The following is a 16,671-nucleotide window of genomic DNA, read 5'->3' as shown; positions in this document are numbered from 1 at the left end:
CCGACCAATGTGTGAGGAGACACCGTGTCCGTCGTGCCTGAGCTGCGTATCACCCTCGCCGGAGCCGAGCGTGCGGTGGCGGCCCAGACGACGGCCGGCCAGGCGCTCGAAGCCGACGGGCGCACCGTGGTCGCCGCCCGCGTCAACGGCGAACTGCGCGACCTCGCCCACGTGCTCGCCGAGGGCGACACCGTCGAGCCGGTCGCCGTCGACTCCGAGGACGGCCGCGCCATCCTGCGCCACTCCACCGCCCACGTCCTCGCTCAAGCGGTCCAGGACCTGTTCCCCGAGGCCAAGCTGGGAATCGGCCCGCCCATCGACAACGGCTTCTACTACGACTTCGACGTCGCCGAGCCCTTCACCCCCGACGACCTCAAGCGCATCGAGAAGCGCATGCAGGAGATCGTCAAGCAGGGCCAGCGCTTCGAGCGCCGCCCGGTCTCCGACGACGAGGCCCGCACCGAGCTCGCCGCCGAGCCCTACAAGCTGGAGCTGATCGGCCTCAAAGGCGACGCCGGCGAGTCGGCCGAGGGCGCCGGGGTCGAGGTCGGCGCCGGCGGGCTGACCATCTACGACAACCTCCACCCCAAGACCGGCGACCTGTGCTGGAAGGACCTGTGCCGCGGGCCGCACCTGCCCACCACCAGGGCCATCCCCGCGTTCAAGCTCATGCGCTCGGCCGCCGCCTACTGGCGCGGCAGCGAGGCCAATCCCCAGCTGCAGCGCATCTACGGCACCGCCTGGGAGAACCGCGACGCCCTCAAGGACTACCTCGCCTTCCTGGAGGAGGCCGAGAAGCGCGACCACCGCAAGCTGGGCGCCGAACTCGACCTGTTCTCCTTCCCCGAGGAGCTGGGCTCGGGCCTGCCGGTGTTCCACCCCAAGGGCGGCGTCGTCCGCAAGGAGATGGAGCAGTACGCGCGCCGGCGCCACGAGGAGGCCGGCTACGACTTCGTCAACACCCCCCACATCTCCAAGGCGCACCTGTTCGAGACCTCCGGGCACCTGCCCAACTACGCCGAGGGCATGTTCCCGCCCATGGAGTTCGACGGCCAGGACTACTACCTCAAGGCCATGAACTGCCCCATGCACAACCTGATCTTCCGCTCGCGCGGACGGTCCTACCGCGAGCTGCCGCTGCGGCTGTTCGAGTTCGGCACCGTCTACCGCTACGAGAAGTCCGGGGTGGTGCACGGCCTGACCCGCGCCCGCGGGTTCACCCAGGACGACTCCCACATCTACTGCACCCGGGAGCAGGCGCCCGACGAGCTGGACACCCTGCTCACCTTCGTGCTGGACCTGCTGCGCGACTACGGCCTCAGCGACTTCTACCTGGAGCTGTCCACCCGCGGGGAGTCCGAGAAGTTCATCGGCGAGCCCGAGGAGTGGGACGAGGCCACCGAGCTGCTGCGCCAGGCCGCCCAGAAGCAGAGCCTGGAACTGGTCCTGGACCCCGGCGGCGCGGCCTACTACGGCCCCAAGGTCTCCGTGCAGGCCAGGGACGCCATCGGCCGCACCTGGCAGATGTCCACGCTGCAGGTCGACCTTCAGCAGCCCAAGCGCTTCGAGCTGGAGTACACCGCCGCCGACGGCTCCCGGCAGCGCCCGATCATGATCCACCGGGCGCTGTTCGGCTCGATCGAGCGGTTCTTCGGCGTGCTGCTGGAGCACTACGCGGGCGCGTTCCCCGCCTGGCTGGCACCGGTGCAGGCGGTGGGCATCCCCATCGCCGACGAGCACGTGCCCTACCTGGCGGGCTTCGCCGAACGGCTGCGCGCCCAGGGCGTCCGCGCCGAGGTCGACTCCAGCGACGACCGCATGCAGAAGAAGATCCGCAACGCCCAGAAGCAGAAGGTCCCCTTCATGCTGCTGGCGGGCGACGACGACGTCGCCAAGGGGGCGGTGTCCTTCCGCTACCGCGACGGCTCCCAGAACAACGGGGTGCCGCTGGAGGAGGCGGCCGACGAGATCGTCCGGGCGGTGCGCGAGCGCCGCTAGGGCGGCGGGGCGCCGGGCCGGGGCTCCGGCGCGCGGGTGTGCGCGGCCCGGTCGGCCGCGGTGCAGCGCCTCGGGGCGCGTGCCGTCGGTCCGCGCGCCTTCGGCGGGCCGTGGATCAGGGGCCCTGCGCCGCGCCCGCCGTCTGGGCCGTCCGGCAGGTCCGCAGGATCTCGGCGGCGACCGAGCGGGCGTCGTCGGCCATGGGGATGTGCCCGCAGCCCGCCAGCGCGGCACTGCGCGCGTGCGGTATGCGCCGCAGCGCGCGCCGGGCGCCGGCGGGCGGCAGCAGCCGGTCGCAGTCGCCCCAGGCGATGGTGACCGGGCACCGCACCGCCCCGGTGAACCGGTAGGCGGCCACGTGCGGCGCCATCCGCACGAACGGCGACCCCGGCGCCAGCACCGCGGTGTCGAAGACCACCTCGTGCGCGGCCGCGGAACCGGGATCGGCCCGCAGCACCCGTCGCGCCAGGGCGCGGGCCGGCGGCGTCTCCACCGCGGCCCGGGCCAGCGGCGGCGGCACCCGCGCGGCCCAGCGGGCACTCGCGGCCAGGGCACGCGCGAGGGCGGTGCGCGCGGCGGAGCCGAAACCGATCGGGGAGAGCGCCGTCACCGAGGCGGCCTCGCCCCGGGCGGCCGCCTCCAGCGCCACCGCCCCGCCCAGGGAGTTGCCCACCATGTGCGGGCGCTGCAGCCCCAGGTCGGCGCACAGGCCCAGCACCGCGTCGACGAGGAAGCCGACGTCGTAGCGGTCCTGGGGCCCCGGCGCGGGCGAGTCGCCGAACCCGGGCAGATCCAGCGCGAGGACCTGGTAGAGCGGCGCGAGATCGGCGACGACGGGCTGCCAGGCCCCCCGGTGGTGGCCCAGGCCGTGCAGCAGCACCACGGGTGCGCCGACTCCCCAGCTGTCGTAGACGATGCGCGACGTCTCCATGAACACCAGGTGTACCCGATCCGGCCGGCGAATACCGGGCGCGCGCCGCACCGGATCCGCGCGGCCGGAACCGCGACGCGCGCTCAGGCCGCCAGGGCGGCGCCGGGTTCGACGTCGCACTCGGCGACCGGGCGCTTGTCGAGGTAGCCCCACTCGACCATGGAGTCGGCGCCCAGCTCGTCGAGGCCGTCGGCCTCCTCGACGAGCCCGGGCTCCAGGAGGATCTGCAGGCCGCCCCCGGGCTGCTCGAACGCCGGCGCGATCGGGCCCACGCGCGCGGTGAAGGACTCGGCCACCCGGTAGCAGCGGTAATTGTGCTCCGGTCCGCCCGGCCAGGTGTTCAGGGAGTCCGGCGGCAGCGCCCGCTCGGAAAAGGGGGTCCCCGCGGGAGCGAGGAAGGAGCCGAAGGGCGAGCCGAAGCGGTCCACCATCGCCCCCGCGGGCACCGCCTTCTCCGCGCTTCGCGGCCGCCCGCCCTCCAGCGCGAAGCCGTCGTGCGGGGGATAGCGCCAGCTCTCCCGCAGCCCGCCGGTCTCGGGGTCGACGCCGGTCTCGCGGTGCTCGGCCAGGAACGCGACCGGCGTGCGGCCGCCGAGGCGGTCGTAGTCCGCGACCAGCTGCCCGACGACCCCCTCGTCGGGCAGCTCGGCCGGGCCCAGGCGGCGGTCCCCGCACAGGTAGCGGTCGCGGTCGGCCCCACTGGGCGGGGGCACCAGCACGGGACAGGTGTGTTCGGCGGGTGCGGCGACCGCCGCGGCATCGGCCGCCGACGCGGCCGATGCCGACGCCCCGGCCAGGGCGAGCGCCGCCACCAGCGCGAGTGCGGTCCGGCGCGGCCGGGCGTGCGGGAACGGCAGGGGCATGGCGATGACTCCGTTCGGCGTGGCAAACCGCGGTCGGGCGGGCCGCGCCGACCGTTTCCGGAGTCATTTAACTACACAGCGTTATTGAATGCGGGCGAATTCGAAACCGCCGGAGGCGATCCGCTCCGCCGCCGTGCCATCGAGGCGGACCGCGCCCGGCCCCGCCCGGGGCGCCTCGGCGCTCGGCGTGTCCGGCCGGAGGGCGCCGCCCCGCGCACCGCGCCGGCCGGGCGGTCGCCTCAGGCCGGCAGCCCCAGCTCGCGGGCGATGAGCATGCGCTGGATCTCCGAGGTGCCCTCGCCGACCTCCAGGATCTTGGCGTCGCGGTAGAACCGGCCGACGGGGTACTCGTTCATGAACCCGTAGCCGCCGAAGATCTGCGTGGCGTCGCGGGCGTTGTCCATGGCCGCGTTGGAGGAGGCCAGCTTGGCGATCGCCGCCTGCTTCTTGAACGGCTCGCCGGCCAGCATCCGCGAGGCGGCGTCGTAGTAGGCCAGGCGCGCGGTGTGCACCCGCGCCTCCATGTCGGCGATCATGAACTGGATCGCCTGGTAGCGCCCGATGGCACCGCCGAACGCCTCGCGCTCGCCGGCGTAGCGCAGGCTCTCGTCCACGCACCCCTGCGCAAGGCCCACCCCCAGCGCCGCGATGGCGATGCGGCCCTCGTCGAGGATGCGCAGGAACTGCGCGTAGCCGCGGCCGCGCTCGCCCACCAGGTTGGCCTCGGGCACGCGGCAGCCGTCGAACACCAGCTCGTTGGTGTCCGAGGCGTTCCAGCCCACCTTGGAGTAGTGCTGGCCCACCGACATGCCCGGCGTGCCCGCCGGGACCAGGATCGCCGAGATCTCCGGGCGCCCGTCGGCCAGGCGCCCGGTGACGGCGGTGACCGTGACCAGGGCGGTGATGTCGGTGCCGGAGTTGGTGATGAACGCCTTGGTGCCGTCGACCACCCATTCGCCGTCCTCCAGGCGGGCGGTGGTCCGCGTCGCTCCCGCGTCCGACCCCCCGCCCGGCTCGGTCAGCCCGAAGGCGCCCAGCGCCTCGCCCGAGCACAGGCGCGGCAGCCAGGTGCGGCGCTGCTCGTCGGTGCCGAAGCGATACAGCGGCATGGCGCCCAGCGACACGCCCGCCTCCAGGGTGATCGCCACCGAGGAGTCGACGCGGGCGAGCTCCTCCAGCGCAAGGCAGAGCGCGAAGTAGTCGCCGCCCATGCCGCCGTGCTCCTCGGGGAACGGCAGACCGAACAGGCCCATACGCCCCATCTTGGCGACGAGGTCGTAGGGGAACGCGCCGCGCTCGTAGTAGTCGCCGATGACCGGCGCGACCTCGGTGCGGGCGAACTCCTCGACGGTGCGGCGCAGCTCCTCGTGCTCCTCGGACAACCGGTGGGTCATGGCGCCTCACTTCCTGGGGACGTGGCGGGTGCGGAGTCGGGGCCGCCGGAGCCGGGCGGGGCCGCGGCGGGCTCCGGGGTGATGCGGGCCAGCAGCGCATCCATGGCCACCGGGCGTCCCGGCTTGACGGGCACTTCGCTGACCGTGCCGGCGACGGGCGCGGTGACGGTGTGCTCCATCTTCATCGCCTCGACGACGGCCACGGGCGCGCCGGCGGCGACGCGCTCGCCCTCGGCGACGGCGAGCGAGAGCACCGTGCCGGGCATGGGGCTGCGCACCGACCCGTCGCCGGCCGCGCCGCTGCCGCGGGACGGTGCGAGGACGGGGTCGTCCTGGAAGTGCCAGGCGGCGCCGCCGCGGCCCAGCCACAGCCCCGACGGCTCGCCCGCGCGGGCGTAGCGCAGGACGCGCGACCGCAGCGCGACGACCAGCGTCCGGCCGTCGGGGGAGCGGGCGGCGTCGACGGGCTCGGGCGGGCCGCCGTCGATGCTGACCTCGTAGCCGACCGTCCCGGCCGCGGCGGGTGCGGGGAGCAGCGCCGGAGCCGCGGCGGGCCCGACGCGGCGGCGGACGCGGACCACGGCCGCGCGGTGCCGCGCCGAGCGCAGGCGCCACTCGGTCCAGGCGGGTTCGCCGATGCGCCACCCGTCGGGGACGGCGAAGCGGTCGGCGCTGCGGGGGTCGGGCTCCAGGCTCAGCTGGTGGTCGGCGGCGGCCGCCAGCAGTTCGTCGGGGGCGGGGGCGGCGGGCGCACCGCCACCGGCGGCCCGCGGATCCGCCGGCTCGGCGGTGCCGGTGAGCCGGGGGGCGAGCCGCTCGGTCAGGTCGGTGCTCAGAGCGCCGGCGCGCACCGGGGGTGTGCGCAGCAGGGCGCGCAGGAACGCCACGTTGGTGTCGCAGCCGAGCAGGGTGTAGCCGGCCAGCGCGGAATCCATCCGGTCCAGGGCCGCCGCGCGGTCGGGCGCCCAGGTCACGACCTTGGCCAGCATGGGGTCGTAGGCGGAGGTGATCTCGGCGCCCTCGTCCAGCCCGGAGTCGACGCGCACCTCCTCGCCGGCCGGTTCGTCGAGCAGCAGGACGCGCCCGCCGGTGGGCAGGAACCCGTGGGCGGGGTCCTCGGCGTAGACGCGGGCCTCCACGGCGTGGCCGGACAGCGACACGTCGGACTGGGCGAAGGGCAGCGGCTCGCCGCGAGCGACGCGGATCTGCAGTTCGACGAGGTCGATGCCGCGCCGCCCGCCGATCGCGGCCACAGCCTCGGTGACCGGGTGCTCGACCTGCAGGCGGGTGTTCATCTCCAGGAAGGAGTAGTCGAGCGGCGCGGTCGTCCCCAGGGAGCCGGGCCGGGGTGGCGCGGGGCGGGCGGGGGAGGGTTGACTGGAATCAAGGGGTCCCCCCGGGGCTCCGCCGCCGTTGCGCCCGGGTCCGGGCGGGGCCGCGCCGGCCGTCCACAGGTGCGGTGTCCGGGGTGGCGCTGCGGCGCGGTTCTCGGCTTGACTTGAGATAAGGGGTTCCCCCGGAGCCCCCGCGCCGTGCTGTCCGCCCGCGGATGCGCCAGCCGAGTCCACCTCCGGCGCCGGTGCGCCCGCCTCCTCCGGCGGCTCGACGATGAACTCGACGGTGCCCGCGCCCACGTAGCCGCACGCCTGGGCCGCCGCCACCGCCGCCTCGCCCATCGCCGCGCGCTGCTCGGGGGACAGCAGCGGCGAAGGCGACTCCTCGACGATCTTCTGGTGCCGGCGCTGCAGGCTGCACTCGCGCTCGCCCAGGTGCACCACGTTGCCGTGCCGGTCGGCCAGGACCTGCACCTCGATGTGGCGCGGGCGCCGCACCAGCCGCTCGACCAGCAGCGTCCGGTCGCCGAACGCGGCCGCCGCCTCCCGGCGCGCCGCCGCGGCCGCCGCGGGCAGCTCCGCGGCATCGTGCACGATCCGCATGCCCTTGCCGCCGCCGCCCGCCGAGGGCTTGATCAGCAGGGGATACCCGATGCGCTCGGCCGCGCGGGCCAGCTCGGCGTCGTCCATGGGGCGGCCGGGCTCCTCGGCGAATCCGGGCAGCAGCGGCACCCCGGCCTCGGCGACGCGCTGCTTGGCGCGGATCTTGTCGCCCATCGCCTCGATGGCCTCGGGCGGCGGGCCGATGAACACCAGTCCCGCATCGGCGCAGCGCCGCGCGAAGTCGGCGTTCTCGGCGAGGAAGCCGTAGCCGGGGTGCACCATCCGCGCCCCCGACTCCACGGCGGCGGCGACGATCGCCGCGGCGTCGAGGTAGCTGTCGGCCAATGAGGGACCGCCGACGCACACGGCGGCGTCGGCCGCGCGCACATGCCGGGCCCCTGGGTCGGCGGTGCTGTGCACCGCGACCGAGCGCAGGCCCATGCGCCGCACGGTGCGGATGATGCGCACCGCGATCTCCCCGCGGTTGGCCACCAGTACGGCCGGAGCCTCCTCGGGCGCGGGGCGGTCCCGCGGCCCGGCGCCTCCGGTGTCGGCTTCCACCGCTTGGCCCGCCGCATCGGCCGACCGGGCCGCGTGCTGCTCATGATCGGACACCGCTGACCACCTCACATCCGGAAGACGCCGTAGCCCACGGGCTCCAGCGGCGAGTAGCGGGCGGCCTCAAGCCCCAGCGCCAGCACGGTGCGGGTGTCGGCCGGATCGATGACGCCGTCGTCCCACAGCCGCGCGGTCGAGTAGTAGGGGTCGCCCTGCTGTTCGTACTGCTCGCGGATCGGTTCCTTGAACTCCTCTTCCTCCTGGGCCGGCCACTCCTGGCCGCGCGCCTCCAGTTGGTCGCGGCGCACCGTGGCCAGCACCGAGGCGGCCTGCTCGCCGCCCATCACCGAGATCCGCGCGTTGGGCCACATCCACAGGAACCGCGGCGAATACGCTCGCCCGCACATGCTGTAGTTGCCGGCGCCGAACGAGCCGCCGACGACCACGGTGAACTTGGGCACCCGCGCGCAGGCCACCGCCGTCACCATCTTCGCGCCGTGCTTGGCGATACCGCCGGCCTCGTAGTCGCGGCCCACCATGAACCCGGAGATGTTCTGCAGGAACACCAGCGGCGTGCTGCGCCGGTCGCACAGCTCGATGAAGTGCGCGCCCTTGAGCGCCGACTCGCCGAACAGGATCCCGTTGTTGGCGACGATGCCCACCGGGTGGCCGTGGATCCGGGCGAACCCGCAGACCAGGGTGGTGCCGTACTCGGCCTTGAACTCGGTGAACTCGCTGCCGTCGACGATGCGGGCGATGATCTCGCGCACGTCGTAGGGGGTGCGGGTGTCGGTGGGCACCACGCCGTAGATCTCGCCGGGGTCCAGCGCCGGCGGCCGGGGCTCGGCGCGCTCCCAGGCGGGTTCGCCGCGCGGGCCGAAGGTGTCGGCGATCTGGCGGACCACGGCCAGGGCGTGGGCGTCGTCGTCGGCGATGTGGTCGACGACTCCGGAGACGCGGGCGTGGACGTCGCCGCCGCCCAGCTCCTCGGCGGTGACGACCTCGCCGGTGGCCGCCTTCACCAGGGGCGGGCCGCCCAGGAAGATCGTGCCCTGGTCGCGCACGATCACCGCTTCGTCGCTCATCGCCGGCACGTAGGCGCCGCCGGCGGTGCACGAGCCCAGCACCGCCGCGATCTGCGGAATGCCCAGGCGCGACATGGTCGCCTGGTTGTAGAAGATGCGGCCGAAGTGCTCGCGGTCGGGGAAGACCTCGTCCTGCATCGGCAGGAAGGCGCCGCCGGAGTCGGCCAGGTACACGCACGGCAGGTGGTTGTGCAGCGCCACCTCTTGGGCGCGCAGGTGCTTCTTGACCGTCGCGGGGTAGTAGCTGCCGCCCTTGACCGTGGCGTCGTTGGCGACGATCACCGTCTCGCGGCCGCATACGCGCCCGATCCCGGTGATGATGCCGGCGGCGGGGGCGTCCTGGCCGTCGGCTCCGTACAGCCCCCAACCCGCCAGCGGCGACAGCTCCAGGAACGGAGACCCCGGATCGAGCAGGCGGTCGACCCGCTCCCGCGGGAGCAGCTTGCCGCGCTCGGTGTGGCGCAGGCGCGTCTTCTCCGGACCGCCCAGGGCGGTGGCGGCGACGCGCTCGCGCAGTTGGGCCGCCAGAGCGCGGTTGGCCTCGGCGTTGGCCGCGAACTCGGCGCCTTCGGGGTCGACGGCCGAGCTGAGCACCGGTGCCGTTGGCATCTGTCCGCCTCCGCTGTTAATGAACGCTAACTGACGCTAGTATCGAAGATGTTAGTGTCCGTTAACGCCGGTGTCCAGACCGCACGCCCCCGCCGGTGCGGCGCCGGGGCCGACGGGAGGGAGCGCCGATGGCCGGCCGAACCGCGGGCGACCGCCGCACCGAGATCCTGCGGGCCGCTGCCGGACTGTTCGCCGCGCGCGGTTTCCACGGGGTCAGCATCGACGACCTGGGCCGGGCCGTGGGCACCAGCGGACCCGCGCTCTACCGGCACTTCCCCGGCAAGGAGGCGCTGCTGGCGGCCATGCTGCTGGAGGTCAGCGAGCGCCTGGCCGCCGACGGCAGGGAGCGCGCCGCCGCCTGCGCGGAGGATCCCCGCCGAGCCCTGGAGGAGCTGCTGCGCGGCCACATCCGCTTCGCGCTCACCGAGCCGGCGCTGATCACGGTCCACGACCGCGAGCTGGACAACGTCCCCGAACCCCACCGCCGCCGCATCCGGCGGTTGCAGCGCGGCTACGTCGAGGAGTGGGTGCGCGTGCTCGCGCGCCTGCGCCCCGGCGCCGACCCGCCCGCCCTGCGCGCCGCCGTGCACGCCGCCTTCGGCCTGCTCAACTCCACCCCGCACAGCGCCCAGGAGCTGGCGCCCGAACCGATGGCCGAGCTGCTCCTCGCCATGGGCCGGGCCGCCCTGCTGGCCGAGGGCTGACCGCCGCGGGGCTCCGTCCGGGCTCCGTCCGGGCTCCCCGGGCGGAGCGCCCACTCCGCACGGGGCGGGACGGCGGCGGGCAGGGTGCGGGGCGCCCCCTCGCGCGCGGCCTTCGGCCTCCCGCCGTCCGGCCCGGCCCGGGTGACGGCGAAGCCTGGGCGGCCGCTTACCGCGACCCCGGCCGCCTCCCCGCTGCCCGGCCCGCCGGACACACCGGCGGAGGAGGGGTGCCGCCGGTGTGTCGCAGCCGACCCCCGTGCGCGGCCGCGCCTACGTTTGACCGCAGGGCGCTCGGGCAGCCCGTGCACCAGACATACTCTTGCGCCCGGCGGGGCCGCCGGCACGGCAGGGCGAAGGCCGGCCGGCACCGCCGGGGCGGCCTAAGGGGGAGTGGATCGACGATGGCACGGCCTCGTATCGTGGTGATCGGCGCGGGATTCGCCGGGCTGCAGGCGCTGAAGCGGCTCGAACGGCGTGTTCCCAAGTCCGCCGCCGACATCGTCCTGGTCGCACCCAACGACTACATGCTCTACAGCCCGCTGCTGCCGCAGGTGGCCTCCGGGCTGCTCACGCCCCAGTCGGTGGCGGTGTCGCTGCACCGGGCGCTGCACCGCACCCGCATCGTGCCCGGCTCGGCGATCGGCGTCGACACCGACGCCAAGGCGGTACTCATCCGCAAGATCTCCGACGAGCTGACCGTGGAGCGCTACGACCGGCTCATCCTCGCGCCGGGCAGCCTCACCCGCGTCTTCGACATCCCCGGCCTGACCGAGCACGCCTTCGGCAACAAGAACCTCGCCGAAGCCACCGTGCTGCGCGACCACGTGCTCGCCCAGCTGGAACTGGCCAACGCCACCACCGACCCCGTCGAGCGCGAGGAGCGGTGCCGGTTCGTGGTGGTCGGCGGCGGCTACACCGGTGTGGAGACCGCGGCCTCGCTGCGCCGGCTGACCGAGGAGGCCGCCCGCCTCTACCCCTCGCTGCGCTCGGCCATCAGCTGGCACCTGGTCGACATCGCGCCGCGCCTGCTGCCGGAACTGGGCACAAAGCTCGGCGAGGAGGCGCTGGACCTGCTGCGCTCCATGGGCGTGGAGGTCAAGCTGGAGGTCACCGTCAAGGAGGTCACCGAGCACAAGGTCGCGCTCACCGACGGGCGGATGCTGCCCTGCCGCACCCTCATCTGGACCGCTGGAACCTCGCCCAGCCCGCTGATGGACTCGCTGGGAGCCGAAACCCAGCGCGGCAAGCTCGTCGTCGGCTCCGACCTCGCCGTGCCCGACCAGCCCGACGTGTTCGCCCTCGGCGACGCCGCCGCGGTGCCCGACCTCAGCAAGGACGACCCCGACGCGGTGTGCCCGCCCACCGCCCAGTACGCCGAGCGCCAGGGCACGGTGGCCGCCGAGAACGTGATCGCCTCGCTGACCAACCGGCCCAAGCGCACGTTCCTGCACAAGGACCTCGGGCTGGTCGTCGACCTCAGCGGGCGCGACGCCGTGGCCCGGCCGCTGGGCTACGACCTCTCCGGGCTTCCGGCCTTCGCCGTCACCCGCGGGTACCACCTGTGGTCGCTGCCGTCCAACCCCGCCCGCGCGCGGGTGGCGGCCAACTGGATGATCCGCGCGCTCACCGGCGGCGAGGTGTCGCGGCTCGGCTTCCACCGCGGCAAGCCCTCGACCTTCGTCGACCTGGAGGCCGCCCACTACCTGGCGCCCGAGGACGCCCGCAGGGAGAGCGCCCGCCTGCTGGAGACGGCCGCCGCACGCGGCGAAGGCGGCTGAGGCGCCCGGCCCCGGCCGTGTGGAGGGCGTCCGTGGGGCCACTTTCGGTGCCGAGCGTGGCCCCACGGCCACCTTCGACACGGGAGCCGGATGCAGAAGCCGCGTGGTCGGGCGATCGGACTCGGCGGGTCCGGGCGGAGTCCGTGCCGCCCGCGCCCCCACGCGGCCGTCGGCGTGCGCACATCGGTCACGCCGTCCAGACCACGATCTCCGGCTGGAGTATCAGCTGACGATCTCGTAGCCCGCCTCGTCGATGGCGGCGTCGAGCTGCGCGTCGCTCAGCGGCTCCTCGCTGGCCACGTCGACCCGGCCGCTGGCGAGGTCGACGTCGACCGAGGTCACGCCCGGCAGCGCCGAGACCTCCTCGGTCACCGCCTTGACGCAGTGCTCGCAGGTCATGCCCTTGACGGTGATTGTGGTGCTGGCGGCCACGGTCGGCCCCTTCCTTGCGGACGACGGATTCGGTTCCCCGGGCGGGTCAGGAGCGCACCAGCCGGGCGATGGCCTCCGAGGCCTCGCGCACCTTCTCGTCGGCCTCCTCGCCGCCGTTGGCCACGGCGTGCCCGACGCAGTGCTTGAGGTGCTCGTCGAGCATCGACAGCGCGAAGGAGCGCAGCGCCTTGTTGACCGCCGCGGTCTGCGTGAGGATGTCGATGCAGTAGGAGTCGCTCTCGACCATCCGGCGCAGCCCACGCACCTGGCCCTCGATCCGGCTGAGCCGGTCCAGGTGGCTCTTCTTGTTGTCGTGGTAGCCGTAGGTGGCCATCTGGGTGCTCTCCTGGGTGTCCCGCTCTGCAGCCATCAATATACCCCCTTCGGGTATAGCAGCGCCCTGTGTGCGTGCGGCATTCCCGCGTCCGGGGCGCGCCGCCCCGGCACGATACCGGCAGCGCCGTGCGCCCCAGTATCGCCGCCGCGGCGCAGCGGTCGGGCGGGGCCGTGCGGCGTCAGCGGCGGCGCGGGCGCAACCCCATGCGGCGCAGCTCCACATCGGCCAGGCCCGCGATCGCCTCGGCGTCGCCGGAGCGCCAGGCGCCGGCCGGGTCGGCCGAGACCTGCAGCAGCCGCCGGGGCCGCGCCGACGCCAGCGCGCGCAGGGCCAGCAGCGAAGCGCCGCTCCGGTCGGGCAGCGACCGCAGCGCGGCGGCGGTGGAGGCCCGCCGGATCCAGCGGGCCCGCGTGGCCAGCCACACCAGTATCGCGAACAGCACCGGCATCGCCGCCGTCAGCAGCGACAGCGCCAGCGCCACGGTGGCCATGGTCTCCTGGAAGCCCTGGCCGGCCTCGCTCAGCGACGCCCCCGCCTCCCCGACGCTGCTGAACGGCGCGGCGAGCTCGTCTCCGGCCAGCGGGACCCGCTTCACCTGCTCGGCGGCATCGGCCATGTTCTCCGAGACGCCGTCTCCGGCCGACTCCATCAGCGCGCCGGGCGCGGCCAGGCTGCCGAGCGTCTCGTGCAGCGCCAGGCCCGCCCACACCCACGCCGCGATCCAGCCCGCGGTCAGCAGATCACCTGCGAGCTGTACCAGGAAGCGCAGAGGGCGGTCCGCGTAGATCCTCATCGGGTCTCCAATCGGGGAGGCCGGGGTCCCGGGGGGCTCCGGGGCGCCGGGCGGGGGTGGGGAGGCGGTGGGGGAGGGGCGGCACACCCCTCCCGTCGAAGCAGTCCCCGAAACGGCCGCGCTTAGACCTGCCGTGCCGCGCGTCCGCCGTCACCGGCGCGGCGCTTGCCAACCGCGCCGCGGCCGACCGACCATGGGGGGCATGAGCGACAGCCAGGAGAGCAGTATCCTCAGCCGCATCAGCGATCTGGTGAGCGAGGAGCGCGATCTGCGCGAGCAGAGCGAACATCGGCTGACGCCGGAGGAACGCCAGCGGATGCGCCGTCTGGAGCAGGAGCTCGACCAGTGCTGGGACCTGCTGCGCCAGCGCCGCGCCCGCGAGGAGTTCGGCGACGACCCCGACGCCGCCCACGTGCGCCCCGCGGGCGAAGTCGAGGACTACCGCCAGTAGGCCCCGTCCGAGGATCGGGCACCGCCCCGGCCGCGGCGATGGGGTTGTGCTGCGCGAATCCCGCCCGTCGCCCGCCGCCGCCCCTGACGGAGGCGCGGATGCGCCGCGAGTTGATCGTGCCCGTCGCCCGCCGCCGCCCCTGACGGAGGCGCGGATGCGCCGCGAGTTGATCGTGCCCGTCGCCCGCCGCCGCCCCTGACGGAGGCGCGGATGCGCCGTGAGTTGATCGTGCCCGTCGCCCGCCACCGCCCTGACGGAGGCGCTTGGCGCCGAGTGTTTGTTCGGGGCCGGCGTGCCGCCGAGCGCTCGGCGTGCCTTCCGGGGAGGGCAGTACCACCGATGGCGCGGCTCCGGCGCCAAGGTACCGCGTGCGCTCGGCGGCAAGCCGGCGCACACGCTTCGCGAGTAATGCCCCGCCCACCCCCTTCGGTCGGCCATGGCTCGGGGATATCCCCCTTGGGCGGTGGGAACTCGAACCCCCTCCCCGGCGTCTCACCATGCGACCCCGCGCTGTCGGCCGCGCCCACCCTCCAGCGGCCGCCGGTGCTCAGACCGCCGGAACGGATCGGGCCACCCCTCGATGCTGGAGATCCTCACCGGGACCGGGCTCGCCTCGGCCGCCGGCCTCAACGCCTACATTCCGCTGCTGACCGTCGGGCTGATCGCGCGCTACACCGACCTGCTGCCGCTGGGACCGGGCTGGCAGTGGCTGGAGCACCCGGCCGTGCTGATCGTGCTCGGCGCGCTGCTGGCGCTGGAGGTCGCCGCCGACAAGATCCCGGCCGTCGACAGCCTCAACGACGTCGTCCAGACGTTCGTGCGCCCCACCTCCGGCGGGATCACGTTCGGCGCCGGCGCCTCGGCGGTCACCACTCCCGAGCTCATCTCCTGGGCCGGCGGCGTCGGCGGCGCCCCGCAGGACGGTACCGGCGCCTCCTGGTGGCAGATCGCCGCCGGTGTGCTGATCGCGCTCGCCTTCCACCTCCTCAAGGCCGGAGCGCGTCCGGTCCTCAACGCCGTGACCTTCGGCGCGGGCGGGCCGGTGGTCAGCGTGTTCGAGGACATCGCCAGCGCGCTTACGGCGCTGGCGGCCGTCGTCGTCCCGATCCTGGCCGCGGTCGCGGTGGTGCTGATGGCCGCGGTGGGGGTGTGGGCCTGGCGCCGCAGGAGGCGCCGGCGCCGCGAGCCCGCTGCGTCGGCGGTCCCGCGCCTGCCCTGAGGGAGCAGGCGCGGCGCGTCCACGGCCGCGGACGCGGCGGCGGGTCCTCCCCGGGGCGGCGCCGGACCGGCGGCACCCGTCCCTTAGAGTGCACACCGTGGCAGAAAACGGGTTCGCTCGCCTCACCGGCGTCAAGCACATCGTCTGGGACTGGAACGGCACACTACTCGACGACAACCACGCGAACATGGCCGCCCTCAACCGCGTCTGCGCCGAGTTCGGCCGGGAGCCCGTCGAACTGGACTTCTGGCGCACCTTCTTCCGCCGGCCGCTGCTGGGCTGCTACGAGGAGCTGCTGGGCCGCACCCTGGCCGACGACGAGTGGACGCGGCTGAACCGCCTCTACGACGACCACTACCGCCGGCTGCTGCCCTCCTGCGGCCTGGCCGAGGGCGTCCCCGACGTCCTGCTCGACTGGCACGCCTACGGGGGCTCGCAGTCGCTGCTGTCGATGGCCTCCCACGACAGCCTCGTCGGGCTGGTGGCCGAACGCGCCCTCGCCGACCACTTCGCGCGGGTGGACGGGCGGCGCTTCGACACCCCCGACGGCTCGAAGTCCCACCACCTGGCCGCCCACCTCGCCGAGCTGGACGTGGACCCCGCCACGGTCGTGCTCATCGGCGACATCGACGACGACGGCCGCGCCGCCACCGAGGTCGGCGCGCACGCGATCCTGGTCGCCGCCGGCATGATGAGCCGCGAGCGGCTGGAGGCGACCGGCCACCCGGTGGTCGACACCCCGCGGGAGGCGGTGGCCGCCCTGTGCGGCTGATGACCGCAGCGGCGCCGGCGCGCGGCCGGGCCTGAACGCGATGAGGGGCGGCACCGCGAGTGCCGCCCCTCAGGCGTCGAACCGGCGCCCGCCGGCGCCGCGTGCGCCCGGAGAACTCAGCCGAGCTGGACCTTGCGCGCGTCCTCGAAGCGGCGCTGCACGTCCGCCCAGTTCACGACGTTCCAGAAGGCCTTGACGTAGTCGGCCTTGACGTTCTTGTACTGCAGGTAGAAGGCGTGCTCCCACATGTCGAGCATCAGCAGCGGGTAGGAGCCGGCCGCCAGGTTGCCCTGGTGGTCGTAGAGCTGCTCGATGATCAGCCGCTGGCCGAGGATGTCCCAGGCCAGGATCGCCCAGCCCGAGCCCTGCACGCCGGTGGCAACGGCGCCGAAGTGGGCGCGGAACGCGTCGAAGGAGCCGAACTGGTCGTCGATGGCCGCGCCGAGCTCGCCTTCGGGCTTGTCGCCGCCGTCGGGCGACATGTTCGGCCAGAAGACGGAGTGGTTGATGTGCCCCGCCAGGTTGAACGCCAGGTTCTTCTCGTGGAGGTTGACCGTGCTCAGGTCGTTCTTCTCGCGGGCCTCGGCCAGCTTCTCCAGCGCGGTGTTGGCCCCCGACACGTAGGTGGCGTGGTGCTTGTCGTGGTGCAGCTCCATGATCTGACCGGAGATCCACGGCTCCAGCGCCGAGTAGTCGTAGGGCAGCTCCGGGAGCTCGTAAGGCGCAGGCATGTCTACGCACCTCTCTGACGCGATGTGAAAACGATTCGGGGCGACCTCGATCGCCGGTAAAGAAGCTATCAGCAGCCGC

At 74.2% G+C, this 16,671-nt stretch carries 15 protein-coding genes; 6 read left to right on the top strand and 9 right to left on the bottom strand.

Features of this window, described 5'->3' with window-relative positions:
• Positions 1-24: 24 nt before the first annotated feature.
• Complete coding sequence (gene thrS, locus FZ103_RS07585; RefSeq protein WP_186355969.1) at positions 25-1,998, top strand: threonine--tRNA ligase; 1,974 nt, start codon at positions 25-27, stop codon at positions 1,996-1,998.
• A 115-nt stretch (positions 1,999-2,113) separates the two neighbouring features.
• On the opposite strand, the gene FZ103_RS07580 is transcribed toward thrS, so the two are convergent.
• The 5 genes from FZ103_RS07580 to FZ103_RS07555 all read right to left on the bottom strand — a co-directional run bounded on the left by FZ103_RS07580 (position 2,114) and on the right by FZ103_RS07555 (position 9,375).
• A complete protein-coding gene (locus tag FZ103_RS07580; RefSeq protein WP_155999883.1) occupies positions 2,114-2,929 on the bottom strand; it encodes an alpha/beta fold hydrolase in 816 nt (271 codons plus the stop codon).
• An 83-nt stretch (positions 2,930-3,012) separates the two neighbouring features.
• Positions 3,013-3,792 (bottom strand): TNT domain-containing protein, encoded by a 780-nt coding sequence (locus FZ103_RS07575; protein ID WP_155999882.1) that lies wholly within the window; start codon positions 3,790-3,792, stop codon positions 3,013-3,015.
• A gap of 239 nt (positions 3,793-4,031) precedes the next feature.
• A complete protein-coding gene (locus FZ103_RS07570) occupies positions 4,032-5,186 on the bottom strand; it encodes an acyl-CoA dehydrogenase family protein (RefSeq protein WP_155999881.1) in 1,155 nt (384 codons plus the stop codon).
• Positions 5,183-7,615: a biotin carboxylase N-terminal domain-containing protein gene (locus FZ103_RS25400; RefSeq protein ID WP_394350086.1), complete on the bottom strand. Its 2,433-nt coding sequence runs from the start codon at positions 7,613-7,615 to the stop codon at positions 5,183-5,185. Before FZ103_RS25400 ends, FZ103_RS07570 begins: the two co-directional genes overlap by 4 nt.
• Before the next feature lie 134 nt (positions 7,616-7,749).
• Positions 7,750-9,375: a carboxyl transferase domain-containing protein gene (locus FZ103_RS07555; RefSeq protein WP_155999880.1), complete on the bottom strand. Its 1,626-nt coding sequence runs from the start codon at positions 9,373-9,375 to the stop codon at positions 7,750-7,752.
• 128 nt (positions 9,376-9,503) lie between these two features.
• Here FZ103_RS07555 and FZ103_RS07550 point away from each other — a divergent pair, with 128 nt between their 5' ends.
• Positions 9,504-10,079 carry a TetR/AcrR family transcriptional regulator gene (locus tag FZ103_RS07550; RefSeq protein WP_155999879.1) on the top strand — a complete coding sequence of 192 codons (576 nt, stop codon included), beginning with the start codon at positions 9,504-9,506 and terminating at the stop codon, positions 10,077-10,079.
• Between the two features lie 401 nt (positions 10,080-10,480).
• Positions 10,481-11,857 carry an NAD(P)/FAD-dependent oxidoreductase gene (locus tag FZ103_RS07545; RefSeq protein ID WP_155999878.1) on the top strand — a complete coding sequence of 459 codons (1,377 nt, stop codon included), beginning with the start codon at positions 10,481-10,483 and terminating at the stop codon, positions 11,855-11,857.
• Positions 11,858-12,079: 222 nt separating this feature from the next.
• Here the strand turns inward: FZ103_RS07545 and FZ103_RS07540 are convergent, their stop codons facing one another.
• From FZ103_RS07540 to FZ103_RS07530, 3 genes are all read right to left on the bottom strand, one after another.
• Positions 12,080-12,289 (bottom strand): copper ion binding protein, encoded by a 210-nt coding sequence (locus tag FZ103_RS07540; RefSeq protein ID WP_186355968.1) that lies wholly within the window; start codon positions 12,287-12,289, stop codon positions 12,080-12,082.
• A 46-nt stretch (positions 12,290-12,335) separates the two neighbouring features.
• On the bottom strand, positions 12,336-12,623 hold the full coding sequence (locus FZ103_RS07535) for a metal-sensitive transcriptional regulator (RefSeq protein ID WP_156000091.1): 288 nt from the start codon (positions 12,621-12,623) through the stop codon (positions 12,336-12,338).
• 181 nt (positions 12,624-12,804) lie between these two features.
• Positions 12,805-13,419 carry a hypothetical protein gene (locus FZ103_RS07530; protein ID WP_155999877.1) on the bottom strand — a complete coding sequence of 205 codons (615 nt, stop codon included), beginning with the start codon at positions 13,417-13,419 and terminating at the stop codon, positions 12,805-12,807.
• Between the two features lie 202 nt (positions 13,420-13,621).
• Here FZ103_RS07530 and FZ103_RS07525 point away from each other — a divergent pair, with 202 nt between their 5' ends.
• From FZ103_RS07525 to FZ103_RS07515, 3 genes are all read left to right on the top strand, one after another.
• A complete protein-coding gene (locus FZ103_RS07525) occupies positions 13,622-13,870 on the top strand; it encodes a DUF2630 family protein (protein ID WP_155999875.1) in 249 nt (82 codons plus the stop codon).
• A 580-nt stretch (positions 13,871-14,450) separates the two neighbouring features.
• A complete protein-coding gene (locus FZ103_RS07520) occupies positions 14,451-15,089 on the top strand; it encodes a DUF4126 domain-containing protein (protein WP_155999873.1) in 639 nt (212 codons plus the stop codon).
• A gap of 97 nt (positions 15,090-15,186) precedes the next feature.
• Positions 15,187-15,861, top strand: a complete 675-nt coding sequence (locus FZ103_RS07515; protein WP_186355967.1) for an HAD family hydrolase — start codon at positions 15,187-15,189, stop codon at positions 15,859-15,861.
• Positions 15,862-15,977: 116 nt separating this feature from the next.
• Here the strand turns inward: FZ103_RS07515 and FZ103_RS07510 are convergent, their stop codons facing one another.
• Positions 15,978-16,592 (bottom strand): superoxide dismutase, encoded by a 615-nt coding sequence (locus FZ103_RS07510; protein WP_155999869.1) that lies wholly within the window; start codon positions 16,590-16,592, stop codon positions 15,978-15,980.
• Positions 16,593-16,671 lie beyond the last annotated feature (79 nt).

This window comes from Streptomonospora sp. PA3 (assembly GCF_009728995.1).
GTDB lineage: Bacteria > Actinomycetota > Actinomycetes > Streptosporangiales > Streptosporangiaceae > Streptomonospora.
The sequence above is the reverse complement of the archived record's forward strand: the minus strand, read 5'-3'. Positions and strand labels throughout refer to the sequence as shown.